Origin of the sequence: Alteromonas sp. 14N.309.X.WAT.G.H12, from assembly GCF_036697315.1 — a bacterium.
GTDB lineage: Bacteria > Pseudomonadota > Gammaproteobacteria > Enterobacterales > Alteromonadaceae > Alteromonas.
Window position 1 is genome coordinate 1 of the sequence record NZ_JBAHZB010000050.1, and the last position, 26,758, is coordinate 26,758.

At 46.4% G+C, this 26,758-nt stretch carries 25 protein-coding genes and 2 tRNA genes; 22 read left to right on the top strand and 5 right to left on the bottom strand.

Annotated elements, in window-relative coordinates:
* The first annotated feature begins 150 nt into the window (after positions 1–150).
* From V5298_RS13020 to ilvN, 4 genes are all read left to right on the top strand, one after another.
* Positions 151–226: transfer RNA gene (locus V5298_RS13020), tRNA-Gly, on the top strand.
* Positions 227–560: 334 nt separating this feature from the next.
* A complete protein-coding gene (locus V5298_RS13025) occupies positions 561–1,058 on the top strand; it encodes a DUF4442 domain-containing protein (RefSeq protein WP_332931882.1) in 498 nt (165 codons plus the stop codon).
* Between the two features lie 546 nt (positions 1,059–1,604).
* The gene (locus V5298_RS13030; protein WP_332931883.1) at positions 1,605–3,323 is read left to right on the top strand and encodes an acetolactate synthase 3 large subunit; all 1,719 of its coding nucleotides are present in this window, start codon (positions 1,605–1,607) and stop codon (positions 3,321–3,323) included.
* Positions 3,323–3,820, top strand: a complete 498-nt coding sequence (gene ilvN / locus V5298_RS13035; protein WP_332931884.1) for an acetolactate synthase small subunit — start codon at positions 3,323–3,325, stop codon at positions 3,818–3,820. The genes V5298_RS13030 and ilvN overlap by 1 nt, the downstream gene beginning before the upstream one ends.
* A gap of 68 nt (positions 3,821–3,888) precedes the next feature.
* Here the strand turns inward: ilvN and V5298_RS13040 are convergent, their stop codons facing one another.
* Positions 3,889–4,845: a hypothetical protein gene (locus V5298_RS13040; protein WP_332931885.1), complete on the bottom strand. Its 957-nt coding sequence runs from the start codon at positions 4,843–4,845 to the stop codon at positions 3,889–3,891.
* 187 nt (positions 4,846–5,032) lie between these two features.
* Here V5298_RS13040 and tatA point away from each other — a divergent pair, with 187 nt between their 5' ends.
* The 7 genes from tatA to hemB are packed head-to-tail and all read left to right on the top strand — an operon-like array spanning position 5,033 to position 10,661.
* Positions 5,033–5,287 (top strand): Sec-independent protein translocase subunit TatA, encoded by a 255-nt coding sequence (gene tatA / locus V5298_RS13045; protein ID WP_332931886.1) that lies wholly within the window; start codon positions 5,033–5,035, stop codon positions 5,285–5,287.
* Positions 5,287–5,586, top strand: a complete 300-nt coding sequence (tatB, locus tag V5298_RS13050; RefSeq protein ID WP_332931887.1) for a Sec-independent protein translocase protein TatB — start codon at positions 5,287–5,289, stop codon at positions 5,584–5,586. The genes tatA and tatB overlap by 1 nt, the downstream gene beginning before the upstream one ends.
* The gene (gene tatC / locus V5298_RS13055) at positions 5,587–6,390 is read left to right on the top strand and encodes a twin-arginine translocase subunit TatC (RefSeq protein WP_332931888.1); all 804 of its coding nucleotides are present in this window, start codon (positions 5,587–5,589) and stop codon (positions 6,388–6,390) included.
* A 9-nt stretch (positions 6,391–6,399) separates the two neighbouring features.
* Positions 6,400–6,978: a hypothetical protein gene (locus tag V5298_RS13060; RefSeq protein WP_332931889.1), complete on the top strand. Its 579-nt coding sequence runs from the start codon at positions 6,400–6,402 to the stop codon at positions 6,976–6,978.
* A complete protein-coding gene (locus V5298_RS13065) occupies positions 6,979–7,758 on the top strand; it encodes a TatD family hydrolase (protein ID WP_332931890.1) in 780 nt (259 codons plus the stop codon).
* A 12-nt stretch (positions 7,759–7,770) separates the two neighbouring features.
* A complete protein-coding gene (locus tag V5298_RS13070; RefSeq protein WP_332931891.1) occupies positions 7,771–9,666 on the top strand; it encodes a diguanylate cyclase in 1,896 nt (631 codons plus the stop codon).
* The gene (gene hemB / locus V5298_RS13075; RefSeq protein ID WP_332931892.1) at positions 9,663–10,661 is read left to right on the top strand and encodes a porphobilinogen synthase; all 999 of its coding nucleotides are present in this window, start codon (positions 9,663–9,665) and stop codon (positions 10,659–10,661) included. Before V5298_RS13070 ends, hemB begins: the two co-directional genes overlap by 4 nt.
* Here hemB and V5298_RS13080 read toward each other — a convergent pair.
* Positions 10,647–12,158, bottom strand: coding sequence for a guanosine-5'-triphosphate,3'-diphosphate pyrophosphatase (locus tag V5298_RS13080; RefSeq protein WP_332931893.1), 1,512 nt, complete (start codon positions 12,156–12,158; stop codon positions 10,647–10,649). The two genes, hemB and V5298_RS13080, sit on opposite strands and share 15 nt — an antisense overlap.
* Before the next feature lie 8 nt (positions 12,159–12,166).
* On the bottom strand, positions 12,167–13,450 hold the full coding sequence (gene rhlB, locus V5298_RS13085) for an ATP-dependent RNA helicase RhlB (RefSeq protein WP_332931894.1): 1,284 nt from the start codon (positions 13,448–13,450) through the stop codon (positions 12,167–12,169).
* 99 nt (positions 13,451–13,549) lie between these two features.
* Between rhlB and trxA the strand changes: the two genes are divergently transcribed.
* From trxA to V5298_RS13110, 5 genes are all read left to right on the top strand, one after another.
* Positions 13,550–13,876, top strand: a complete 327-nt coding sequence (gene trxA / locus V5298_RS13090; protein ID WP_332931895.1) for a thioredoxin TrxA — start codon at positions 13,550–13,552, stop codon at positions 13,874–13,876.
* A gap of 128 nt (positions 13,877–14,004) precedes the next feature.
* Positions 14,005–15,306: a tRNA 5-hydroxyuridine modification protein YegQ gene (gene yegQ, locus V5298_RS13095; RefSeq protein ID WP_332931896.1), complete on the top strand. Its 1,302-nt coding sequence runs from the start codon at positions 14,005–14,007 to the stop codon at positions 15,304–15,306.
* 219 nt (positions 15,307–15,525) lie between these two features.
* Positions 15,526–16,791, top strand: coding sequence for a transcription termination factor Rho (rho, locus tag V5298_RS13100; RefSeq protein WP_216029659.1), 1,266 nt, complete (start codon positions 15,526–15,528; stop codon positions 16,789–16,791).
* A 181-nt stretch (positions 16,792–16,972) separates the two neighbouring features.
* Positions 16,973–18,268, top strand: a complete 1,296-nt coding sequence (locus V5298_RS13105; RefSeq protein ID WP_332931897.1) for an amidohydrolase — start codon at positions 16,973–16,975, stop codon at positions 18,266–18,268.
* 34 nt (positions 18,269–18,302) lie between these two features.
* Positions 18,303–21,107 (top strand): ATP-binding protein, encoded by a 2,805-nt coding sequence (locus tag V5298_RS13110; RefSeq protein ID WP_332931898.1) that lies wholly within the window; start codon positions 18,303–18,305, stop codon positions 21,105–21,107.
* Here V5298_RS13110 and nhaA read toward each other — a convergent pair.
* Complete coding sequence (nhaA, locus tag V5298_RS13115; RefSeq protein ID WP_332931899.1) at positions 21,077–22,333, bottom strand: Na+/H+ antiporter NhaA; 1,257 nt, start codon at positions 22,331–22,333, stop codon at positions 21,077–21,079. The genes V5298_RS13110 and nhaA overlap by 31 nt on opposite strands.
* A 4-nt stretch (positions 22,334–22,337) precedes the next feature.
* The gene (locus V5298_RS13120) at positions 22,338–23,216 is read right to left on the bottom strand and encodes a LysR substrate-binding domain-containing protein (RefSeq protein WP_332931900.1); all 879 of its coding nucleotides are present in this window, start codon (positions 23,214–23,216) and stop codon (positions 22,338–22,340) included.
* A 215-nt stretch (positions 23,217–23,431) separates the two neighbouring features.
* Here V5298_RS13120 and purE point away from each other — a divergent pair, with 215 nt between their 5' ends.
* From purE to V5298_RS13150, 6 genes are all read left to right on the top strand, one after another.
* Entirely contained in the window at positions 23,432–23,923 is a 492-nt protein-coding gene (gene purE, locus V5298_RS13125) for a 5-(carboxyamino)imidazole ribonucleotide mutase (protein ID WP_332931901.1), read from the top strand.
* On the top strand, positions 23,920–25,065 hold the full coding sequence (locus tag V5298_RS13130; RefSeq protein WP_332931902.1) for a 5-(carboxyamino)imidazole ribonucleotide synthase: 1,146 nt from the start codon (positions 23,920–23,922) through the stop codon (positions 25,063–25,065). Before purE ends, V5298_RS13130 begins: the two co-directional genes overlap by 4 nt.
* 61 nt (positions 25,066–25,126) lie before the next feature.
* Positions 25,127–25,202, top strand: a tRNA-Thr gene (locus V5298_RS13135).
* A 117-nt stretch (positions 25,203–25,319) separates the two neighbouring features.
* Positions 25,320–25,787 (top strand): copper chaperone PCu(A)C, encoded by a 468-nt coding sequence (locus V5298_RS13140; RefSeq protein WP_332931903.1) that lies wholly within the window; start codon positions 25,320–25,322, stop codon positions 25,785–25,787.
* A 104-nt stretch (positions 25,788–25,891) separates the two neighbouring features.
* Positions 25,892–26,365, top strand: a complete 474-nt coding sequence (locus V5298_RS13145; RefSeq protein ID WP_332931904.1) for a Dps family protein — start codon at positions 25,892–25,894, stop codon at positions 26,363–26,365.
* 12 nt (positions 26,366–26,377) lie between these two features.
* Positions 26,378–26,758: PQQ-dependent sugar dehydrogenase (locus V5298_RS13150; protein WP_332931905.1), on the top strand; the 381-nt coding region annotated here is incomplete at its 3' end.

Here is a 26,758-nt window from a genome sequence, read left to right on the forward strand (position 1 = left end):
GGGAATAGCTCAGTTGGTAGAGCACAACCTTGCCAAGGTTGGGGTCGCGAGTTCGAATCTCGTTTCCCGCTCCAATTCGCTACTTTTAACCATGCAAGGCTAATCTTTCTTTCCACCTTCAGGGTTCGGATAGCCAGCGCAAAAGATAATGCGGGAATAGCTCAGTTGGTAGAGCACAACCTTGCCAAGGTTGGGGTCGCGAGTTCGAATCTCGTTTCCCGCTCCAATTTTTCATTACATCACACTTTTCTCTTTGTTCATCATGCTTAGGCGTTATCACGCTTCACAGTGCATTATTTTCTTGGTTTTTCTCCCCGTTTGTGGTCAGCAATTTGGGCCTTATATGGGGTCATGTATGGAGCCTCATGAATTACCAAATGCCGTTAATCATACCCATTTTTTAAGCCCTTTTTATGGGCCCCAGAAGCCTTATCTCCAGCAAATTAGGTTTGATATCCACTTACCACAATAACAACAATGTGCTATTCCCTTATCCGTCGTTGCAATTTATCAATTCTCAAGGTAGTTTGTCTGGTCTAACCAGTTAAGGGGTATACTCGATGATAAATTCAAAACCTAATCCATTAAGGCAGTTTGCACAAAAGGCAAATCGTTATCCGGGGTTTATTAGCCGTATGCTGCTTACCCATATGTTTCGCTATAAGGTGAAGCTGGCGGGCACGGCTAAATTGGATATTCTGTCATCAGATCTTAGCTCAGTGGTCTTTCGGGTAAAAAACCGTAAGCGGGTGCAAAACCATATTGGAAGTGTACATGCCGCAACCATGGCTTTATTGGCAGAGTCGGCATCGGGGTTTGTGGTGGGGGTGAATTTACCCGGCGACAAGCTACCGTTAATTAAATACATGAATTTGCAATACGTGAAACGCGCCCAAGGTGATATGACTGCTAAAGCCCATTTAACCGAAGAACAGATCGCCCTTATGCAGAGTGCGGAGAAAGGGGAGGTGTTGGTGCCGGTGACCGTTACCGATGTCAACCAGATAGCGCCAGTGATATGTGAAATGTGCTGGGCTTGGGTGCCCAAATCCCGCTAATACTATCAATCGCCTTGTCCGCTCGTATAATCGTGGCTTTTTTTATGAAAAAAAGCGAAAAAAACAGCAAAAAGTGATAGTGTGTTTTTGTTGTTGGCTGGGGGGTGAAAACGCTGCGCAGCCAGCCTCAATTGGGCGTTATATTGCAAAGATGTTGATGGTAATAAGCCCTTTGTCAAAAGCAAAAAAGAGTACGCCAGTCGTATTAGCCAAGTTGTTGAGATTACGCATATTGTCAATAATGGTCTAGCAAATGCCTTGTTTTAACTGGGCCGATCAAACCGGTCCAAGTAAAGAAACAAAATGGGCAAATGGCAGCGTAAGATGTAAAAAAACTGTGAACCCTTGTCCTAATCGTACTGTTATTTTCTCTTAAGTCGAAATATTCATCCTAATTATTCTCTATATAGGGATATATATCTCACTTTTATGCTTTTTGTTGTTTAAAATTTCTAATGCCTTCGTTATAGTCCGCGCTACGGTATGTTCCGCAAAATATCTAAACAAGGTTACAAGACACAAGTCCAACTTACAGGAGATTTGACTGTGAAAATGATGTCAGGCGCTGCCATGGTGGTTGAAGCGCTAAAAGATGTGGGAGTCACACATGTGTTCGGTTACCCCGGTGGGGCCGTTTTAGACATTTACGATGCGCTATTTGCGCAGGACGATGTCAAGCATGTGCTCGTGCGTCATGAACAGGCAGCCGCTCATATGGCGGATGGGTATGCACGTTCAACTGGCAAAACAGGCACAGTCCTTGTCACCTCTGGCCCGGGCGCAACCAATACCATTACCGGTATTGCTACCGCCTACATGGATTCCATCCCTATGGTGGTATTATCCGGCCAGGTGGCGTCTTCTTTAATTGGCGAAGATGCATTCCAAGAAACGGATATGGTGGGCTGTTCTCGTCCTATCGTTAAACACAGTTTCTTGGTTAAGCGAGCCGTCGATATTCCTGAAGCCATTGCTAAAGCTTTTTACATTGCTAACTCAGGCCGTCCAGGTCCGGTTGTGGTTGATTTGCCAAAAGATATCGTGAATGTTCAGGAATCCCATCCATACGTATTCCCTGAATCTGTGGTCATGCGTTCATATAACCCCACTGAAAAAGGGCATATGAAGCAAATCAAAAAAGCGGTGGCTTCTATCATGAAGGCCGAGCGTCCGGTCATGTATGTGGGCGGTGGCGCCGTCGCCTGTGAAGCGTCGGCAAAAGTCATCGAATTGGCGGAGAAACTCAATACGCCGGTTACTTGCACGCTAATGGGCTTAGGGGCTTTCCCTGGTACCCATGAGCAGTTTGTGGGTATGTTAGGAATGCACGGTACACTCGAAGCGAACAAAACCATGCATAATGCCGACTGCATTATTGCCTTGGGTGCCCGCTTTGATGATCGTGTGACTAACAACGTGGCAAAGTTCTGTCCCCATGCTGAAATTATTCATGTGGACATTGATCCGGCTTCTATTTCCAAAACCATTAATGCCCATATCCCCATTGTCGGCAGTGTGGATAAAGTGCTTGATCAGCTGTTTGGTCAACTTGAAGGGCAAGATTTATCTGGCCAGAAAGAAAAGCTAAGCGACTGGTGGCAACAGATTACCCAGTGGCGGAAACGAGAATGCTTGAAGTATGAGCAGGGCGATACGGTAATCAAGCCGCAAAAAGTAATAGAGGCTTTGTATAAACACACCAACGGTGATGCGTATATTAGTTCTGACGTAGGCCAGCATCAGATGTTTGCTGCTTTATATTATCCGTATAAAAAGCCTCGTCAGTGGATCAACTCCGGTGGTCTTGGCACCATGGGGTTTGGTTTGCCGGCAGCCATGGGCGTGCAGGTAGCACACCCTGGAGCCACCTCTGTGGTGGTAACCGGTGACGGCAGTATTCAGATGAATATTCAAGAGCTGTCTACCTGCTTGCAATATAATTTGCCGATTAAAATTATTTCCCTAAATAACCGGGCATTGGGCATGGTTCGCCAATGGCAGGACATGATTTATAAAGGCCGTCATTCCCATTCCTATATGGATTCTATGCCCGACTTCGTTAAGTTGGCAGAAGCCTACGGTCATGTCGGTATTAAAGTCGAACGCCTCGATGAACTCGATGCCGCGATGGAAAAATGCTTCAGCTATACCGATCGCTTAGTATTTATGGACATTGCCGTAGATCAGAACGAACACGTTTACCCTATGCAGGTGAAATTTGGTGCAATGGATGATATGCGTTTGAGTAAAACGGAGCGTACATAATGAAGAGAATTATTTCAGTTTTAATGGAAAACGCCCCGGGTGCTTTGTCACGTATTGTAGGTGTCTTTTCCCAACGAGGTTACAACGTAGACTCTTTATGCGTTGCGCCTACCGATGATCCTAGTCTTTCTCGTTTGACCATTACCACCCATGGCGACGATCGGGTAATTGAGCAAATTACCAAGCAGGTCAATAAGCTTATTGATGTGTTAAAAGTGGTGGATCTCACCGAAGGTGCTCATATTGAGCGTGAATTGATGCTGATCAAAGTGGCAACTCGCACCGATGATATTCGTGCTGAAGTGAAACGTAATAGTGATATTTTCCGCGGACGTATTCTTGATGTAAACGGCAGTAATTATACCATCGAAATCACAGGTACGTCAGATAAGCTGGATGCTTTCGCCGCTTCCATGGCTGAGTGTGCAGAGATCATTGAATCCTCACGCACTGGCGTATGTGGGCTGGCACGGGGCGAGCGGGCGCTAAGACCTTAAACAGGTCGCACTAATCAACCTGTTAAAAAAGACCTCCAATCTTGGGTAACCCCTGGTTGGAGGTTTTTTTATGATCCCTTGCCATAATAAGCTTCTATTCGTAACGCAATGCCCCATGAGGGTTTAAAATCTTCATCACGCAACCAAAGCACAAAGGGCTCCACTTCATAAAATAGCCAGTTACGTGTTGGATTCGTGCGATAACGAAAGCTGGTGTATACCTCGTTAAGGGCACGGGTTGGCTCCTGTGTGCCTTCAGTAAACAAGGTATAAATTGCTGCCGAAGTAGGGGTAAGAGGCTGTAAGTATTGTAATTCATGACGCCATAGCCATTCATCTTTATCATCACGGTAGTAATAGCGATTATTAAAACGAAAGACATGCTCAGCCTGACTTAAATATTGAAAGGTGGCACCCAGTTCGGCCCCTAATCTGTCACGGTTGTAATAATACACTTCGGTATCGTAAAACAGCGACATGGTGTCTGACAGCGAGGTGGTGTCTTGAAAGCGGGCCTTGGTATAGATTTGTCCTCGCCGACCGGTTCCTAAGCGATATGACAAGCGGGCGTTATCACTTGCCCTATAGCGCAGCGCGATGGTGGTGTTGTCGTTGTTTCGTTCAACCGGTGTTCGCGCTGCTTTTATGGTGTTTAGGTTATCGGTATCTTCGTTGTCACTAAGTACAAGATCGACCCGGTTTTCCAAGGCGGGCAATTTTACGCGAATACGAAAACGCAGATCCATTTCACTTAAATCCCGGGTGCGGGGCTCCCAACCCACACTGACCCGACCTTCAGCACGGGCATCGCGATAGGCATCGCTCCCTTCAAGTGCAAAAAAACTGTCTAACTGACGAGCGGTGTAATCCATTGATTGGGTTAAATTTTGCTGCCAGTTATCAAACCAGAGCTTGCGCTCAGGATCCTGCGTATTTTCCATCGTAACGGGCAGTGCTTCCCGTTCTATCGAGACTTGCTCGTCGGTGGGTATGGCAATACACAACAAAAATAAAATACATGACATTTGCAATCAGTTTGTAACTTCATCATGGAATACTTCTAGCATGAATCCATACGCAGCACAGGTCAAAGGAAAATAGAAAATTTGAATGTTTTGTTATTTTGACATTCATAAATACAATAGAAAATAATGTGGTGAAAGCTCGGTCAGGCAGTGGCATACTGTAGGTCTTGATGTATAGGAGAGTTTTATGGGCGGTATTAGCATCTGGCAATTACTTATCGTTTTAGTCATTGTTGTTTTATTATTCGGTACGAAAAGACTGAAAAGCATTGGTTCTGACTTAGGCGGTGCGGTTAAAGGTTTCAAAAAAGCCATTACAGAAGAAGAGGCTGACGCTGAATTTTCTGAAGAAAAGCGGGTCGAAACTAAACAGAATAAAGAAGCGGCGAGTACTGAATCTGTAAGCGCCGACTCTAAGGCAGACATTAAAGAAAAATCCTGATGTTTGACATTGGTTTTTGGGAAATTCTGGTCATTGGCGTACTTGCGCTACTGGTGCTTGGTCCCGAGCGGCTTCCCGGTGCATTACGCTCTACGATCAATACTGTTCGAAGTGTGCGAAATATGGCCACAGGGTTTAAGCAGGAAGTAGAGCATCAATTACGAGTACATGAACTTCACGAAAACTTGAAAAAAGCTGAGGAACAAGGTCTTAAAGATATCTCACCGGAGCTTCAAGAAAGTGTCGATGAGCTTAAAGACGCGGCAAAATCGGTACAAGAACCTTATAAAAAGAAGTAAATGTCTGACGCAAATTCTTTAATATCACACCTAATTGAGCTGCGTGGCCGGGTTTTAAAAGCGCTGGCCAGCGTGCTGGTGGTTTTTTTATGTTTGGCATATTTTGCGCAGGATCTTTATCAGATACTGGCACAGCCCCTGCTGCAATCGATGCCAGAAAACACCTCTATGATAGCAACGGACGTGGCGTCGCCTTTCTTTGCGCCATTTAAACTGACGTTGGTGTTATCGTTTTTCATTGCCATTCCTTATGTGCTTTATCAGGTGTGGGCGTTTGTCGCGCCGGGACTTTATAAAAATGAAAAGCGTTTGGTCGCCCCCTTATTGTTTTCCAGCACGCTACTTTTTTACGCGGGTATGGCCTTCGCCTACTTCGTTGTTTTTCCTATCGCGTTTGCGTTTTTCAACAGCGTTGCGCCTGAAGGTGTCACGGTTAGTACGGATATCTCCAGTTATTTGAATTTTGTTTTGAAGCTCTTCTTTGCCTTTGGTGTTTCCTTTGAAATTCCTATTGCCATCATTTTATTGTGTTGGACCGGCGTGACGGATGCTAAATCTTTGCGTGCGAAGCGCCCCTATGTGGTGGTGTGTGCTTTCATCTTAGGAATGTTACTGACTCCTCCCGATGTGATTTCACAAACTTTGCTCGCCATACCCATGTGGTTTTTATTTGAAGTTGGGGTCATTGTCGGCGGATTTTACGCTGGTAAAAAAGAAGATGATGACAGTGAAGAAAACGACATTTCAGGCACGGTTCAGTCACAAGCAAGTGCTATTACGACCAGTAATAAAGATGATGAATAAGGAAAAATCATGAAGTCTACACTCTCTGTTGCCGGGGTCGCTTTGCTCATTACGCTATCAGGCTATACCCAAGCTGAGACCATCGCAGATGCATTGCAGCAATGCAGTAATGAAAAAAATGATCTCAAACGCCTGATGTGTTTTGATGCCCTTTCCGAGTCGATGAACATTTATGCAAATGCAGAGCAGTCTGTGGACGCTGCGGCTAGCGAACGGGCCAAAACGGTAACACCGACGACTGCACCTCAGGCACCTGCAACGCCTGCGCCGGCAGCGCCTGTGGCTGTTGCCTCAACACCGGCAGCGGAATTATCCGCCAATGACGACTTCGGTTTGGAGGCTAAACGCCTGGCAGAGGAAAGTCTGCCTAAGACCTTGTCTGCCATGGTATCTGAAGTGACAAAAACGCCTCGAGGTGATGCCATTGTGACGTTGAATAATGGCATGATTTGGCGTCAGACCGATACGAAGACCAATGTTAAAGTAGATGTTGGCGACAGTATTACCATTGAGCGTGGTGTGCTCGGTTCGTTTTATTTAGGCCGCAACGGTCAAAACAGCCGCATGGCTGTACGTCGAATCAAGTAAGTGAAATGGTTTGATGGGGGAGTTAACCTCCTTGATAAACGGTTTGATGCTGAGACCGTTATTCATCGTGCCCAAGAGGCAGGGGTTACTCGCTTATGCCTGATCACTACGCATCCTGACGAGTGGGAATCCGCCGCCGCATTATATGACCGTTATCCTGATACCCTCTGCTATACGGTAGGTTGCCATCCCCATAACGCAAAAGTGATGACGGAGGTAAATTTTACCGATCTTGAATACCATTTATCCTTTCCCGGGGTCGTGGCTGTGGGAGAATGTGGTCTCGATTTTAATCGTGATTTTTCGCCACGGGATGTGCAAGAGGCGGTGTTTAGGCAGCAGTTAGCGTTAGCGGTTAAGCACCAAAAGCCGGTATACCTGCACGAGCGCGATGCCTTTTCCTTACAAATTGCCTGTATTGATTCCGTTGTCCATAAATGGGTAGGCGGTATCAGTCATTGTTTTACCGGTGATATGGAAGGGATGAAAGCCTATCTGGCCCGTGGACTATATATTGGTGTTACTGGCTGGTTGTGCGATCCTAAGCGTGGTGATGCACTACGTGAAGCGGTAAAAGTCTTGCCTTTAGATCGGCTTATTCTTGAAACCGACGCCCCTTATCTTTTTCCTAAAAATCGTAAACCGAAATCAAAAAATAACGAACCTGCGTTTTTACCCTCTATTGGCACTTATCTTGGGGAATTATTGCAATTAGGTCCTCAACAAATCGCACAAAACAGTTATGCTAATGCCTGCAGGTTATTTAGTCTGACTGAGTAGGGGAAAGGGACTATGTTCAATATGGATATTGTGCGCCGTTATGATAAATGGTTGGCCGTGCTCTGCCTATTGATACTGGCATTTTTCGCCTATATTGTACAGACGACGATACATGCTTATCACGGGCCCTCGTACTTAGAACAGGTAAAGTATGTTAACAGCCAATTGGACTCCTTTTCCATTTCCCGTCTTAAAGACATTCAGGAAGTGCCTTGGACGACCTTGGATAACCCTATTAATTTAGGTCTACAGCAGGGGCAGCACTGGATTTATTTTCGTTTGCCCAAACAGGATGCGGCTGAAGGCTTTGACTTACTTGAGGTTGCCTATCCTCAATTAGATCAGGTAACGGCCTATTTTTTTAGTGAACACCATCCATTACCTGTCCACAGGGCAGTCTCTGGCGTGGGGACCTCATTAGACGACAGTGTAATACCCTATCCCACTATTCTGTTTCCCCTTCCACCGACCCAAGACGATTTACTTGTGATACTTAAAGTTGTCACCAGCGGACCGGTAAAAATTCCCCTAAAGGTCTGGAAAAAATCAGACTTTTTAGTCCATAGCGCAGAATATAGTCTTATCACCGGGTGTTTTTATGGCTTTCTTATGGCCATTGGCGTAAGTACATTTTTTCTGTTTTTAACCACCCGTAGACCCCTGTTTGTGTTCTATTCAGCCTATGTATTTAGCCTAGTCTTAACCCTTGCCTCATTGGCGGGTTTAACCCGTGCCTATGGCTGGTCTTCCGGAGGGTGGCTTGCGCAGCATACCGTTGCAGTAGGGGCCAATATGGCGGTTTTTTTCGTGGTGATGTTTACCCGTTCGCTGTTGAACTTAAAATCTCAGTACCGAACACTGGATTTAATCCTTAAAGGTGCTGCTATCATCGCGATTATCAATCTGCTGATGGGGCTGCTCTTGCCCTACGATGTATTGGTGTCCGTTTTCCTCTTTTTGTTGTTTGTTAATGTGGTGATGACCTTTTCTGTTATTTGCTACCTGGCGGCAAAAGGGATTACAATTGCGCGCTACTACTGCGCGGCATGGTCATTTGTGCTTATCAGCGGGGTCATCTCGGTTCTCGATTATCTTGGCATTATTACGTCATCCATTCCCATTGATTACTGGTTGATACTGGGCGCAACAATGGAGGCGCTGTTATTAGCTTATGTTGTGGCCATCGGTTACAGCCAGCATCGTGAGCAATTATATGCATCCAATCAACAAGTGTTGTTGCAAGAGCGCGCTGTGCTTCTAGCCCGTGAAGATTTGCTGACGATGCAGCAACAATATCAAGACGAATTAGAATACAAGGTGCAAGAGCGTACGCTGGAGCTGGAAATTGCCTTGCGGGAGTTGTCCGAGGCCAATGAGGAAATGGAACGGCTAAACAGTATCGATTCTCTCACCGGCATTCGTAATCGTCGTTATTTTGATAAACGCTTACTGGCCGAAGGTCGACGTAGTCGACGAGAGCAAACCGTATTAAGCTTGGCGATCATTGATATTGATTATTTTAAACACATTAATGATACATACGGCCATGCGGCGGGGGATGCTTGCATCTGTCACGTTGCTAATTTATTGCAAAGCATACTAAAACGACCTTCTGATGATGTTTGTCGCTACGGTGGTGAAGAATTTGGGGTGATTTTACCGAACACCGATTTGCAAGGAGCACAGATGGTGATCGAAAGTATGCGCCAGAAAGTGGAAAATACGCCCGTTATTGTGGACGGGGAAGGCATTCAAATGACTCTGAGTGCCGGGGTTTCTTCTATTGTCGTGTCGGCTGAAGAACAGGAAACCCTATTATTTAAACATGCTGACAGCTTATTGTATCGTGCCAAACAGTCGGGACGAAACAAGGTAGTTGCAGAATATTATACGGGAACAACATCATGACTTTTTCTTCTTATCCCACCAAACGCATGCGCCGGTTACGTCGTAATCATGCCCTAAGAGATATGGTTGCAGAAAACCAGTTGACGGCAAAAGATCTTATTTATCCGGTTTTCGTTTTACCGGGTGAAAATCAGCGCGAAGCCGTGCCTTCTATGCCGGGAATTGAACGGGTATCCATTGACTTACTCCTAAAGCAGGCAGAATCACTCTTAAAGCTGGGCGTACCGGCTATCGCGTTATTTCCTGTGACCCCAGCCAATCTTAAAACCGAGTGTGCTAAAGAAGCTTACAATGCAAATGGCGTGGCCCAGCAAGCAACCCGAGCACTCAAAGCGGCATTTCCTGAACTGATGGTGATCACCGACGTGGCGCTAGATCCGTTTACCTCTCACGGGCAAGATGGCCTTATCGACAGCCAAGGGTATGTGATGAATGATCCCACGGTGGATGTCTTGGTTAAACAAGCCTTATCTCACGTGGAGGCGGGGGCCGATATCGTGGCGCCCTCGGACATGATGGATGGTCGAATCGGCGCTATTCGTCGCACACTGGAGGCCCAAGGCCACCAAAATGCCTGTATCATGGCCTATTCTGCAAAATACGCGTCCAGTTACTATGGGCCATTCAGAGACGCCCTTGGCACAGCGGCCAATATTAAAGGCGGCGATAAAAAGACCTATCAAATGGATCCGGCGAACAGTGATGAAGCCATTCATGAAATCGCCCAAGATCTTGAAGAGGGCGCTGATATGGTGATGGTAAAACCCGGTATGCCGTATCTTGATATTGTCAGACGCTGTAAATCAGAACTCAAGGTGCCCACTTTTGCCTATCAGGTCAGTGGCGAGTATGCCATGCACAAGGCTGCCTTTAACAACGGCTGGCTGAATGAGGACGCGGTGATTTTAGAATCCCTTTTAGCCTTTAAGCGGGCCGGCGCAGATGGTATTTTAACTTACTTTGCCCCTCAGGCGGCAGCATTACTGGCAGACTAGCTTCCAGCCAACGCGGTGCTGGAGCCAGGTTTCATTGGCCAGTTCCGCGTTAATTAACGGGTGTGCACTAAGCCACCCTTCTGGGAAGGTGAGTGTCCAGGTATCATCGGAAACAGAAAGTTCTACCTCGGGAATATGTTTATTTTGCCGACGTAGGCACAAGACAACCGCAATGCGCAGCACCCGTAACAGGTTTTCCAACATGGGACGCACTTCTTCATGATAATGGGTAAATAACTCGCGCTTGATACCCATTCGGTGGCATTGCACCAGATCCCGTATTGCGCCTCTTTGCAACTTGGTATAACCCGGTAAATCGATATAGGTAAGAATATAGGCACCATGTTCATGATGCTTTTTATATTCGATATGTAGCCCTATTTCGTGAAGGGTCGCCGCGGCACCGAGCACCGCTTCGGTATCAAGATGACACAAGGTGGTTTGAGCACAAAGCTGGTGGCAAAGACGAAGGGCAAGACCCCGTACTGACTCGGCATGATGCTGATCGATATGATAACGCTTCATGGTCTGATTGAGGGTTTGGGTGCGTCTGTCATTTTCTTGCAGATTATCTAACATGCCATAAATCAGGCCTTCTCGCAGTGCCCCGCCTGAAATATTCATATTGCGAATATGTAGGCGCTCAAACAGGGTAATCAGAATGGCAAGACCGCTGGGGAAAATGGCTTTCCGTGATGCTTCAAGGCCCTTGATCGCCAAGGTATCTATATGGCCACCTTCAATGCATTGATCCCGCAGCGAATAGAGGTAATCAAGGCGAATGGCGTCACTGATCCCCTGCGCCACAAGTATTTCTGTGATCGCTTGAGGCGTCCCCGATGCGCCTAAGCAATTGTGCCAATCAAAGCACAAGAAGGTGTCCACAACATCATCAAGTAACCCATTTGCCCTAGCTTGCGCGGCCTCGAAATTTTGTTGTGAAATGTCGCCGTTGGGGAAATAGCGTTCCATAAAGGTCACACACCCCATATTGGTACTCACCAAGTGAATAGGGTGCATATCATTGCCGATAATAATTTCTGTACTGGCGCCACCGATATCAATCACCAGGGTATTTCCCTGATTTGCTGATGTATAGGCCACACCTAAATAAATCTGTCTGGCTTCTTCTTTGCCGCTGATGACTTCAAGTTTGTGACCGAGAATGGTTTCGGCCTTTTGGATAAACTTACGGGCATTGGTGGCGAGTCTTAATGTGGCGGTGGCCACCACTTTTATGTTGGAACGAGGGATGTCCTGTAAACGTTCGGAAAAGGTTTGCAGACACTGCCAACCTCTTTGCATACTTGCATCATCCAATTCCATGTGTTCATTTAAGCCAGCAGCCAGGCGCACTTTTTGTTTCACTTTACCGATTATTTGTACGCTGCCATTAACGACATGTACCACAACCATGTGGAAACTGTTGGAACCTAAATCCACGGCTGCATAATATTCGCCTTGAATGACCGTATTATGATGGCGTACTGGCTGCATGGCACTCTTTATTTTGATGGTTTTCTATTATGATGATTATTGCCGCGACCCTTTCCTCGACGTGAGGCGTTACGATTACTCGGTGCCCGTCTGCGTCTTGGTTTCGGTGGTGTGACATCATCTAAAAGCGCACTGCGGTCAAATTCAGTAACCGGTATGGAATGCTGAATATATTCCTCAATGGCGGGTAGATTCTGTGCATACTTTTCACAGGCAAAACTGATCGCTTGTCCACTTTGTCCAGCCCGTCCCGTACGGCCAATACGATGCACGTAATCTTCCGCATCATCAGGCAGGTCGTAATTGAATACGTGAGTGACTTTATCAATGTGGAGACCTCGGGCCGCTACATCGGTGGCAACGAGAATATCCAGGGCGTTTTTGGTAAAGTCTTCCAGAATGGATAAACGTTTTTTCTGCGGTACATCACCGCTGAGCAATCCAACCCGATGTCCGTCTGCCATCAGCCAATCGGCAACACGCTCACAACCACTTTTGGTATTGGCAAAAACAATGGCTTTATCTGGCCATTCTTCTTCGAGTAGCGTTAACAACAGCAGCATTTTATCTTCATCTGAGGGGTAAAAAAGTTCCTCGGATACTCGGGTGGCCGTCATACGCTCAGGTTCTACCTGTACGTGGGTTGGGTTATTCATATGCTCGTAGGCTAATTCCTGTACACGATAGCTCAGGGTTGCCGAAAAGAGCATACTTAAGCGTTCTGTTGCCGGCGGCATACGACGGAACAAAAAGCGAATATCCTTGATAAATCCAAGATCGAACATGCGATCGGCTTCATCAAGTACTGCGACCTGAATATTTGCCAGCGAAAATACGCCTTGCTTGTAGTAATCTAAAATACGGCCGGTGGTACCAATAACAATGTCGACACCTTCTTCTAGCGTATCACGTTGACTTTGGTATCCTTCACCCCCATATATCAGACCAAGTGACAGTCCGGTATGCTCACTGAGTAGCTTGGCATCATTGTAAATTTGAACAGCAAGTTCACGGGTAGGCGCCATAATCATGGCCCGGGGACCGGCTTTAGCACCATCATTATCTTGCACTTTTTCTAACAGGTAGTGGAAAGTTGCTGCTAGAAATGCGATGGTCTTGCCCGTACCGGTTTGTGCCTGACCTGCAATGTCCAGCCCTTCGAGCAGGGGCGGCAGTGCAAGCGCCTGAATGGGCGTACAGTGCGTGAAGTTTGCTGATTTTAATGCTTCAATAACCTTAGGGTTAATCGGCAAATCTGAAAAATGAGTTTCTGTTAAATGTGTTGTTTGCATAGCTTATAGCTTATCTGTGCTTGCATTAAAAAACGTTTCTTATAACACTAATGGTAAAGCTGAGACAAATCAGCAGCAGACCAAATATTGGAGAAAAGAATGAGCGACAAAATTATCAAGTTAACTGACGACAAATTTGAAGCAGATGTTATCAATGCTGCTGGTCCTGTGCTGGTTGACTTTTGGGCCGAATGGTGTGGCCCCTGTAAAATGATCGCACCGATTCTTGAAGAAGTTGCGACCGAGTTTGAAGGCAAATTAACAGTTGGCAAGTTGAATGTCGATGAAAATAATGAAACGCCACCCAAATATGGTATTCGTGGCATCCCTACATTGCTGTTATTTAAAAACGGCAATGTGGCGGCAACGAAAGTTGGTGCCCTGTCAAAAACACAGTTAACGGAGTTCCTAAACGAAAACCTTTAACTGATTACCTTCTGATTAACAAAAACTGTCACCTATGGTGGCAGTTTTTTTATTTTTGTTGATCAGGATTAAGCATACCCTACTGTGCTGCTGCTAGCATCCTGCTTTTTCGATTTAAAGGTTACAGGATGAAAAAACCAGAGTGTTTGTCGCCGGCAGGGTCGATAAAAAACCTGAAATACGCGCTGGCCTATGGCGCTGACGCCGTTTACGCCGGGCAACCCCGCTATTCGTTAAGGGTGAGAAATAACGAGTTTACCCTTGAAAAATTGGCTCAGGCCCGAGAAATTACCCGAACATTACAGCGCAAACTTTACGTTGTTAATAATATTGCGCCACACAACAGTAAATTAAATACCTTCTTAACGGATTTAGCGCCGGTGGCTGCCCTTAAGCCCGATGCAATGATCATGTCTGATCCTGGCGTTATCATGTTAACCCGTGAGCATTTTCCCGATTTGCCTATTCATTTATCGGTGCAAGCCAATACGGTGAATTGGGCCAGTGTCCAGTTCTGGCAACAGCAGGGCATTAAACGTATTATTCTTTCCCGCGAGCTTGGCCTCAATGAGATTGCCGAAATTAGGCAGCGATGCCCAGATATTGAATTGGAAGTGTTCGTTCATGGTGCCTTGTGTATGGCGTATTCCGGACGGTGTTTGCTGTCTGGTTATATTAATAAACGTGACGCAAATCAAGGCGCTTGTACAAATGCTTGTCGATGGCAATACAGGGCGGCACCGGCGAAGGAGGATGGGGTAGGGCAGTTCGTTCCTGAGCCTACCTTAGGATATGGCGCGCCTACAGAGCAAGCTTATTTGCTACAAGAACCACAAAAGCCCGATGAATTAATGCCCGCTTTTGAAGATGAACATGGTACCTACATTATGAATTCACGGGATCTTCGTGCCGTAGAACATGTGCATAAACTGGTTGAAATTGGCGTTGATTCACTTAAAATCGAAGGCAGAACAAAGTCATTCTATTATTGTGCTCGCACCGCACAGGTGTATCGACAAGCCATTGATGATGCGGTAAGCGGTAAGCCATTCGATCCGGCGCTCAGTGACCAATTATCGCATCTTGCTAACCGTGGTTACACTGAAGGTTTTTTAAACCGGCATCGACACGATGCCTACCAGCAATATGATCGTGGTGAATCGAAAAGCGAATCACGTCAGCTAGTAGGTGAGGTGACGGGAGATTCGACAAAAGGGCTCCTGGTGGCGGTGAAAAATCGTTTCGAAGTGGGTGATACACTTGAAATCATGACACCGGCACATAATTATATAGAAAGGGTTACCGCGCTATACAGCGAAAATGAAACGGCGATTTCTGTGGCGCCAGGCAGTGGCTACAATGTCATTCTTCCTGTTTCGGCGAAAATCGATGCGGCCTATGGGATTGTTACCCGAGTTCTGCCCTCTTAAAACTGACTTTTACAGTGCCAAAGGCATAATTTAAAATTTTTTTAACATTTAGTGGGAAAAAAGTAGACGTTGACGGATTAAGGTGCTAACGTTTCGCTATTAGCTCTATACCGAGCCGCGTTCTGCTTCCGCCTCACCTAGGCGAAACTCATTCCAACTATTTTTTTAATTAGGGGCTAACGTCCCGTAAGCGAATTTCAAGCACAAAGACCCACCAGTATGAATTTAACCGAACTGAAGAACAAACCGATTAGCGAGTTGGTCGCTCTGGCCGAACAAATGGGCCTGGAAAATATGGCTCGCGCCAGAAAACAAGACATCATTTTTTCCATTTTGAAGAATCACGCCAAAGGCGGTGAAGATATCTTCGGCGATGGTGTTTTGGAAATACTGCAGGATGGCTTTGGCTTTCTGCGTTCAGCCGATTCCTCTTACTTAGCTGGCCCTGACGATATTTATGTCTCGCCCAGCCAAATTCGACGATTCAACCTTCGAACGGGCGACACCATTGCCGGCAAGATTAGACCGCCCAAAGACAGCGAACGTTATTTCGCCCTTTTAAAAATCCGTGAAGTCAATTTCGACAAACCTGAAAACTCCCGTAACAAAATCCTCTTTGAAAACCTTACCCCCCTTCACGCTGCTGATCGTATGCGGATGGAGCGTGGTAATGGTTCAACAGAAGACATTACGGCTCGGGTGTTAGATTTGGCCTCGCCCATCGGTAAAGGTCAGCGTGGCTTAATTGTTGCGCCGCCAAAGGCCGGTAAAACACTGTTACTACAAAATATTGCTCAGTCCATTGCGGCCAATCATCCTGATTGTGAGCTGATGGTACTGTTGATTGATGAACGGCCAGAAGAAGTGACAGAAATGCATCGTTTGGTGCAGGGTGAAGTGGTGGCATCAACCTTTGATGAACCCGCTAGCCGTCACGTACAAGTTGCCGAGATGGTTATCGAGAAAGCCAAACGCTTGGTTGAGCACAAAAAAGATGTGGTTATCTTACTTGATTCGATCACCCGTCTTGCCCGTGCTTATAACACGGTGATCCCATCGTCAGGTAAAGTCCTGACCGGTGGTGTTGATGCCAATGCATTACATAAACCCAAGCGATTCTTTGGGGCTGCCCGTAATGTTGAGGAAGGCGGAAGTCTAACCATCATTGCCACCGCGCTTATTGATACCGGCTCTAAAATGGATGAAGTTATCTACGAAGAGTTTAAAGGTACCGGTAACATGGAACTGCACCTGAATCGTAAAATCGCTGAAAAGCGTGTTTTCCCTGCCATTGACTTCAATCGTTCGGGTACCCGCCGTGAAGAACTACTTACTTCCCAAGAGGAACTACAGAAAATGTGGATCTTGCGGAAAATTGTTCACGAAATGTCAGAAATTGATGCCATGGAATTTTTGATTAATAAATTGTCCATGACAAAAACCAATAATGAATTTTTTGATGCGATGAAACGACAACGCAACTAAGATTGTTACGGTATTGCCAGACACACAAAAGCGGGCTGATTATCAGCCCGCTTTTTTTCGCCCATCCTATTAGACTAAAGTCTACTTTTGGTATTGCTTACACCAATATTCACAAGCATTTCTTTTAAATAAAAGCGGTTTGGGATAGGGTAAATACAGGGTTCATAAAGGAATAATAACAATGCGGAAAAGTCTCTTACCAATTATAAGTTTGTTGCTATTTTCTTCACTTTCAAAGGCTAATTCGTCGGTGGATGCGTTGGCAGATAATATTGAACCTGAGGTCATAAAATGGCGTCATCATTTCCATCAGCATCCTGAATTGTCCAATCGCGAGTTCGAAACCGCTAAATACATTGAGAAATATTTACGTTCTTTAGGCTTAGAAGTGGAAACCGGCGTCGCGGCAACAGGGGTTGTTGCCATCCTCGACAGTGGTAAACCGGGTCCTGTGGTGGCGCTGCGAGCAGATATGGATGCCTTGCCCGTTCCCGAAGAAAATGATTTACCCTGGCGTTCTGAAGTAAAAGGTGAATATGACGGTAAAACGGTGCCTGTAATGCATGCCTGTGGACACGATACTCATATGGCCATGCTAATGGGGGCAGCGAAAATACTTACAGACATGAAAGATGAGCTAAACGGGAAAGTGAAATTTATCTTCCAGCCCGCAGAAGAGGGCGCACCACCGGGAGAAATGGGGGGCGCTGAAGTGATGGTAAAAGAAGGTGTTCTTAAAAACCCCGACGTTGATGTGATTTTTGGGCTTCATATCAGTGCGAATCTGGACGTCAATAAAGTGAGCTACAAACCCGGTGGTGCTATGGCTGCTGTGGATCCCTTTAAGATTGTGATCCACGGCGAGCAGGCCCACGGTGCCTATCCTTGGAAAAGTGTTGATCCTATTGTAACGGCGGCGCAAATGGTCATGGCACTGCAAACCATCGTCAGTCGTGAAATTAAGCTTATTGACGATGCGGCTGTGGTCACCGTTGGCGCGATCCATGGTGGAAACCGTTCTAATATCATTCCGCGGGAAGTGGAATTGGTGGGGACTATTCGTACGTTAGATAAAACAGCCAGAGCTCACATGTATGAAGCGATGGCGCGTAAAGTGAAAGGTATTGCTGATAGTATGGGCGCCACCGCTGATTTAATCTTACCCTTGGATTACAGTTACCCTATTACCTTTAATGATCCCGATCTCACCGCTCAGATGTTACCGACCTTGCAACGCACGGCGGGGCAGGAAAATGCCGTATTGGCAAAAGCGGTGACCGGTGCTGAAGATTTTTCTTTTTTCCAAGAAAAAGTCCCAGGCTTGTTTCTTTGGGTTGGCGGAAAACCCTTAGATGTGGCTGAAGAGGACTCTCCGGCTCATCATACACCGGATTTTTATGTTGATGATACGGGCATGAAATTAGGTGTAAAATTGCTGACGAACCTTACCCTCGACTATATGAATCAAGCTAACTAAATGTATTTCTTCGCGAAGGACGACGTGTGACATAATGCGTCAAAATATCATTGGCTGGATCTTGCTACTGACGTTGGCAGGATTTGGCCTGAGTTTTATTCCCAAACCATTTCTCAGTGAAGGGCTAACTTTGTTTGGCCTACCTGTGGCTATGCTGGTAGGCCTGCTCTTTCCGCCTGTTTGGTCAATAGCGGCCATGTTATTGATTCTTGCGCCGGCTTTTTATCAATTTGGCGTTTCCGTGCCTGTGCTGTTATTGACTGCGCTACCGGTTGTGTTGGCACTGTTTGGTTATAAACGTCACCTGTTACAGCCGCTAAAAATTGGCATCGGCTACTTTACGCTTATCGCCGTGCCCGTATTGCTGGTTTACTACGGCGTGTGGTTCTCCGGTCTCTCTTTGGCCGTGGTTTCCGCGGTGTCTATCACCTGGTTAGGTGCGGTGATGAGTGTGCTGATTGCACACCTGGTTTATGTTTTCATTGTCTTGCGTTTTAAGCCGCACCGTATTAGCGGTAAAATCAACTTTAAATACTTGCTAGCCTATTGCTTCTGCGGGCTGTTTTTTATTGCGGTATTTACCGTAAGTTATGCCTTTATTCACCAATATCAAAGTAAACAAAAAGCGCAAATAGACAGCTACATGCGTCAACGTATTTTTGTGTTGAGCGAGCAAATTGGCGATTTTCTTACTGAGCATCAGGATGCCATTAGTCTGGCTGCACATAATCTCTCATTGCTCGATACCGTCTCCGATAAGTCCGATCCGGTAACCGCCGAAGTGATGGCGTCATTAGGGCAATATAGCCCGGAATTTTTGACCTTTCTTCGTACGGATGCCAAAGGGATCATTACCCAGGCTTGGCCAACCGCATTGATGGAGCAGGTAAATCGTTCGGGCATGCTGGATATCTCTCAACGATCTTACTTTAAAAATGTGCTTATTTCACAACAGCGATACTTATCTGATGCTTTTCGGGGACGGGGGTTTGGTCAGGACCCCATCGTCGCGGTGTCGTCACCGATAACCGATGCCGATGGCAAAATACAAGGCATTTTAGAAGGCTCCTTATCGCTCAAAACATTCAGTCAATTTGATGCGCAAAACCTCGGTGGGTTTAGAATGTTGATTGAAGACAGTGAAGGGCGAGTGGTATACGCATCAACGGCGTTGGGGATCCAGTCGCTGACAAATCTTGAGTTACCTAATTGTACCGTGAAAAGCTGCGAAAAATTAGCCGAATTTCAAGGGCAACAGTGGTTTTTACACAGTGCGCTGATCCAGCCGTACAACTGGAAGGTGCGTTTTCTTTTCGATTATAAATCTTTTCTTGCCCTTACCAATGCCTCTGTGCTTACCGTTTTACAGCTTATTATGTTGTTTGCGTGTTTGGGGGTTGCTGCCGGATACCTGCTCTCGAGTTTCTTAAGTGAACCTTTAAAGCGTCTGATAAAGCAAATTGACCAGTTTGAACCACAAACTAGTCGTTCTTTTAAAAGGGCATCTAAATCCTTGGTGATTTCCGATTTAGCAGCGCTGGAAAAGGCGTTTTTGTCGCTCCAACACCGCCTGACTACGGCCTTCAGTGAACTGGATGCGTCGCGCATTGAAGAGAAGCGATTAAATCAGGAATTAAATGTGTTAAATACCACATTGGAATCGCGCATTGAAAGCAAAACTCGGTCTCTGGCCCAAGCGTTAGAGGAATCTCAAGCCGCTGGCGTCGCCAAGTCGCAATTTTTGGCCAATATGTCCCATGAAATTCGCACGCCCATGAATGGGATTATTGGCTCTTGCGAAAACCTAATGGATGAGTCTCTTCCTTATCCGGTTTCCCGCCGCATCAGAATGATTTCTCAGTCAGCATCGAATTTACTGATGATCCTCGACAGTATTTTGGACTGGTCGAAAATCGAAGCGGGACGGATGCAACTAGATCACTCTTCATTCTCTATTCAGGAATTAGTCGAATCTGCGTTTTATTTGCATCAGGATGCGGCAATAAATAAAGGGGTGACCTGCTCGATGACCAATATCACGGTACTGCCGATGGCGGTTTACGGGGATATGGGTAAGTTATCGCAAATTGTGAATAACCTATTGAGCAATGCCGTGAAATTTACCCAGGAAGGGGAGATCACCGTACACGTTAGTTATGAAGGTGGCGTATTCACTCTGATGGTTGCTGATACGGGAGTCGGGATTGCGAAGGACAAAATAGACACGATTTTTGAACAGTTTGCCCAAGCTGATGCCTCCACCACTCGCCTGTATGGCGGTACAGGGCTAGGCTTAGCGATTACCCAAAAGCTGGTTTCACTGATGGGCGGCACTCTGGATGTGAAATCGGAACTGGGCAAGGGCACCCGTTTTACCGAGAAGCTACCGTTTGCCATCGCCACGGCTACCACCGCTAACGATGGTAACGCGTTGCCCGAACTGCCCGAGAATATGAAGGTTTTAGTGGTAGAGGATAATGATATTAACGCGCAGATTGTCTTGGATATGCTTAAAGCACAGAAGATACGGTGTGTGCGGGTGGTAAACGGTGAGCAAGCCTTAAAAGCTTTGAATCAAATAGAGGTAGACTGTGTACTTATGGATTGTCAGATGCCGGTGATGGATGGCTTTGAGGCCACCAGACGCATTCGCGCCTTGCCGGGTAAGAAAAGTGCCATTCCCATTATTGCCTTAACCGCCAATGCCTTTTCCGAAGACCAGCAAGCCTGTCTGAATGCAGGCATGGACGGTTATTTAAGTAAACCGGTCAGGCGCTACCAGCTTTTAAGTAAGCTGGCAGAAGTTTACTATCGTTCTTGTGACGCTATCGAAGACTGAGGCACGTTAGTTTTATCTGGCGTGCTTTTACTGCCTATCCAAAACAGCACCATATAACCGAGTAAGGCAGAAACTAACGAGCCTCCCAGGATCCCAATTCGTTCATCAAAGATCCGATTTACCCCGCTATCTTCAAATGACAAGGAGCCAATAAAGAGGCTCATGGTAAAGCCCACACCACAGAGTAATGCACACCCATAGATGTGTTTAAACGACAGATCGTTAGGCAGTGTTGCCAGTTTCATTTTCACCGCAAGCCAGCTAAAGGCAAAGACGCCCACTTGTTTACCTACCACAAGCCCCATGAAAATACCGAAGGTTACCGGGTGAAAAATACCAGCCACATTGATTTGGCTAAAATCAATGCCTGCGTTGGCAAAAGCAAAAATGGGCAAGATGGCAAAGCTGACAGTGCTGTTTAAGCTATGTTCCAACTCGGTGACCGGTGAATAACTTAGGTTGCGGTTATCGCGCATGGGGATAAATGCCGCCAGCACCACACCGGCGAGTGTGGCATGAACGCCGGACTTTAACATGGCCACCCAAAGTACAATACCCACCAGAATATAGGCCGGAAGATCCACCACATTGCGTTTATTCATCAGATACAGCACGGGCAAACAAACGGCAGCAACAACGAGGGCTGTAAAGGTGATATTACTGGTATAGAAAATAGCGATAATGACGATGGCGCCAATGTCGTCAATAATGGCCAGAGTGACTAAAAATATTTTTAAGCTGGCCGGTACCCGGCTTCCTAGCAGCGCCATAATACCCAGTGCAAAAGCAATATCTGTGGCGGCGGGGATTGCCCAACCTGACACCGCGTTTTCATGTCCCCAGGTAAAAAACAAATAAATGGCCACCGGAATTATCATTCCGCCAATGGCACCGGCTGCCGGCAGGACAATATCTTTGGGGTTGGCTAATTCGCCCTCACAAACTTCCCGTTTTAGTTCAAGCCCGACATGGAAGAAAAAAACAGCCATCAAGCCATCGTTTATCCACAGCAATAAAGGCTTGTCGATGGCGAAAGTGCCTGCCGCAATGGTGACTTTCATATCAATAAGCTGGTTATAATAATAACCCATGGGCGTGTTGGCGATAATCAGTGCCAAGGCCGTTGCGGCCATAAGAATAATGCCCGCTGCAGAGTCGCGTTTTAAGAAGTAACTTACTTCAGAGACGAGGCCATCCAGTACCTTTTCGACTTTTTTTGTTGCCATCCATTTACTCCACGTTTAATAAAGCTCGATGAAAAGCTTGTGCCGCTAAACTTATCTGACGATGTTTTACGGTAACAGCTTGCCAGTGGTTCACAAGGGGAAAATCTGTCACGTTTAAAATTTTCACGCCATCGGTTGGCGTTTGTGCCAAGGTATGCTCAGATAATATTGCTAAGCCTAGTCCAGAAGTAACAGCAAGGCGAATGGCCTCGTTACTTTCAATGATCATGGGGTTATTAAAGGTGATCCCATTGTCATCACAATATTCTTGGATGGCACGGCGGGTGCCACTACCAAATTCCCGCAGTAAAAACTTATATTGGCTTAAGGTTTGTAAATTGCAGTTGTCGGGGCCATCAAAATCTTTGGGGGCGATCACCACCAGTTTATTTTGCATAAAAGGGGTGCACTGCAAGCTGTCATCCACGGGCGGTTGACTAAAGATATAAATATCATCCTGATTGTGTTGCAGCCTATCGATGATCGTCGCGCGGTTCCCCACGGTAAAACGCACGTCAATATTCGGATGCTGCTGGCAGAATGGACTTAGGATGGGGGGAATGACATATTTGGCGGTGGTGACCACCGCAATTTTTAAAATGCCCACTTCCACACCTTGTAAAGCCTGTATTTGGCTTTCTAAACGGGAGTGAGATCCCAGCACTTCCTGAGCGCATTGGTACACGGCTTCGCCCGCTTCAGTGAGGGTTAATTGACCGTAGGTTTGCACGAACAACGGCATGCCCACAACGGAGGTTAGCTTTTTAAGTTGCAGTGACACGGTGGGTTGAGACAAGGAAAGGGCTGTGGATGCAGCGGTTATTGATCCATTGTCGACGATACTCTGGAAAACCTCCAGAAGGCGGAATGTTACAGATTGCATGAGAAACTCCGTGGCATCACCGAAGTGAACAAGCTATTGCAGATAGATTATTGTAAAAATTATTGTGCTAAGGTATTTAATCTAATCTAAATAATGCCCCTTGTGTAGGTATTATTGGTTTTTATGCTAAAATCGCGTGCTTTCCGACTTACCGTAAGACCATAAAGAGTACGGTGGTAAGTTAAATCAGTTTCTCAAATTACGGGAGTCATACGATGGCTAAAGTTGCTATTGTCATGGGATCTACGTCTGATTGGCCGACGATGCAAAATGCGGCACAGATGCTTAAATCATTTGGTGTTGAGTTTGAAGCGAAGGTGGTTTCAGCACATCGCACGCCTAATTTGTTGGTGGAGTTTGCCGAAACTGCCCATGAACAAGGTTTCAGTTGCATCATCGCAGGGGCCGGCGGCGCCGCCCATTTGCCGGGTATGATTGCGGCTCACACTCATCTTCCCGTATTTGGCTGCCCGGTAAAATCGAAAGCACTAAATGGTATTGATTCACTGCTTTCTATCGTGCAAATGCCCAAAGGCGTAGCGGTAGGAACCCTGGCTATCGGTGAGGCCGGTGCGGCCAATGCGGGATTGCTGGCGGCGCAAGTGGTGGCGTTGCAGGATGAAAACGTGCGCCAAGCTGTGATTGCGTTCAGGCAAAAACAAACTGAAACAGTACTGGATAACGGTAATTTGGAGTTGGATGAATGAGAGTTCTGGTTTACGGATCCGGCCAGCTAGCGCAAATGATGTATCTGGCGGGATGTCCGTTAGGTATTGACGTTCAAGCTGTGGATGTGAACACGGAAACCGTTGTCCATCCTGTCAGTAAACGTCCATTGGATGTGAGCTTGGCGCAGGCGTTGGAATCTTCCGATGCGCTTACGGCGGAATTTGAGCATGTGCCAGAACACCTGCTTGAAGAAGCCAGTAAAACGGAAAAGTTGTTTCCGTCGATGAATGCCATCTTGGTTGGCGCGGATAGAGTGCGTGAGAAGCGTTTGCTTAACGCCTTGAATGTGCCCAACGCAGCGCATCAGGTTGTCACCTATGCCGATCAAATTGAAGATTGCGTTTCAGCCTTAGGCGATCAATTAATCATTAAAGCCAGTCGAGACGGCTATGATGGCTATGGACAATGGCGTCTAACAAGTGAAGAGCAACTACCAGAATTAAAACAGGCCCTTAGTAGCCTGGATCTACAAGCTGTGCCCTTGGTCGTTGAGCAAATGATTAACTTCGAGCGGGAATTGTCCCTTATTGGGGTTCGGGACAAAGAGGGGAACATTCAAATGTATCCTTTGGCCGAGAACCTGCACCATCAAGGCCAACTTCATGTGTCTGTGGCTCCCGCCCCGAATGTATCAGCGCAGCTGCAACAAAAGGCAGAAGAAATTTTTCGCGTGCTGGCCGATGGGATGAATTATGTTGGTGTACTGGCCGTTGAAATGTTTCAGTGTGCCGATACCCTGATGGTGAATGAACTGGCTCCCCGGGTACATAATTCCGGCCACTGGACCATGACCGGCAGTGATACCAGTCAGTTCGAAAATCACCTGCGCGCCGTGGTCGGCTTACCCCTTGGCGATACCTCAGCCATAGGCCCTAGTGCCATGGTCAATATTATCGGTTGCAGTAGCTTTTCCCGGGATCTGCTTAAGATTTCCGGCTGTCATCTTCATTGGTATGGTAAAACCGTGCGGGAGAAGCGCAAAATGGGTCATATTAATGTGACGGCTGCCTCCTATGTTGGCTTAGGAGAAAAACTCGAAGAGCTGGGTAAGTATGTGCCAGCAGAGTATTTTCCGAAATTAGGACGAGAAGCCAGACGGTTAAAACAAATACAACCTTGACTTCAATGATTTCACCGTTACAATACGCATCCGCTGTTCGCAGCGTGTTTTAAAAAAGTGTGCCGACTTAGCTCAGTTGGTAGAGCAACTGACTTGTAATCAGTAGGTCGCCAGTTCGACTCCGGCAGTCGGCACCATTTTTTAACTACCTATCTCACTTCGGCGTTTAATTGAACTAAATCAATCATTCGGCCTTTCATCCCCGTTCAATTGCTCCTACTATGTTACTATCATGAAAGTAATGGAGTATGCTCGTGCGTTTATCTTTTCCTCTTTGTCTATTTGGCTGGCTGCTACTTGGGGTCTCCACTTCGTCTCTTGCCGATGTACAGGTCAGTAATAGCTGGGCTAGGGCGACATTTCCTATGGCCAAAACCGGTGCTGTTTATTTAACATTATCGAATCAAACAAATAGTCAATTGCACTTGCTTTCTGTCAAAACGCCATCAAATATAGCAGAGGACGTGCAGATCCATACCACTGAAATGACAGACGGTATGATGCGGATGCGCCAACTCAAAGACGGCATTGTGATAACCCCTCATAGTCAGCATGAATTTGTGCCAGGTGGTGATCACATTATGCTTATTGGTTTAATTCAGGGCTTGGATGAAGGCAGCCAAGTTCCGCTTACCTTGGTGTTTGCCGATGGTTCTGAACGTGAAATTAGCGTTGAAGTGAAGCATCAGGACAGGGGTGCTAGTTCTCAACATCATCATTAAAATTGTGGCAGAGTAAACCGTAAGTGGCCGCAGATAGTACCATTACTTATATATTTTTATTTTTCTATTCGTAGTACCGAACAAACTGAATAAGGAGTTGCATCATGAGTATCATAGACATTGGTATTTCCGAGAATGATCGTACAGAAATTGCAGAGGGCCTTAAACGCCTGTTAGCGGATTCTTATACCCTGTATCTGCAAACCCACAATTTTCACTGGAATGTTTCCGGCCCCCAATTTCGTGAATTGCATTTGATGTTTGAAGAGCAATATACCGAATTGGCAGAGGCAGTGGATGAAATTGCCGAGCGTATTCGTACTTTGGGTGTTGCAGCCCCAGGCACATACAAAACCTTTTTCGAGCTAAGCTCTATTAAAGAAGTTGAAGGTGTACCTGAAGCGTCAGAAATGGTGCGTTTACTCACCGTAGGTCATGAAGCTGTGGTAAAAACATCCCGTGAAGTACTTAAACTGGCTCAGGATGCAGATGATGAGTCTTCTGCGGCCTTGGTTGGCGACCGTATGCGCGTACATGAAAAAACTGCATGGATGTTGCGTGCAATGTTGCCTCAATAGAGCGCCATATCTATGCTGGGGTCACGGAAGTTAACACGATTACTGCTTGTATCGATGGGCATTTCCGTGATGGCCGAAGCTCGCGATGATGAACTATCAGTGGAAGTCCTCACAGACCAGCTGAATCATCCTTGGAGCTTGGCCTTTTTACCGGATAACCGCATGGTGATCACTGAACGGTCGGGAAATATTCGTTTTTTCGACCGCCACGAAGGCCTGTCTGCACCGTTGAAAAACGTACCAGAAGTGGCCTCTGTGAATCAGGGCGGTATGCTTGGCGTTGCAGTTGATCCAAACTACGCCAGCAATCAGACGCTTTATTTTTGTTACAGCAAACCCGGTGAAGGGGGAAGCAGCAGTAGCGTAGATAAAGCAACGGTTAGTCATGGTTCC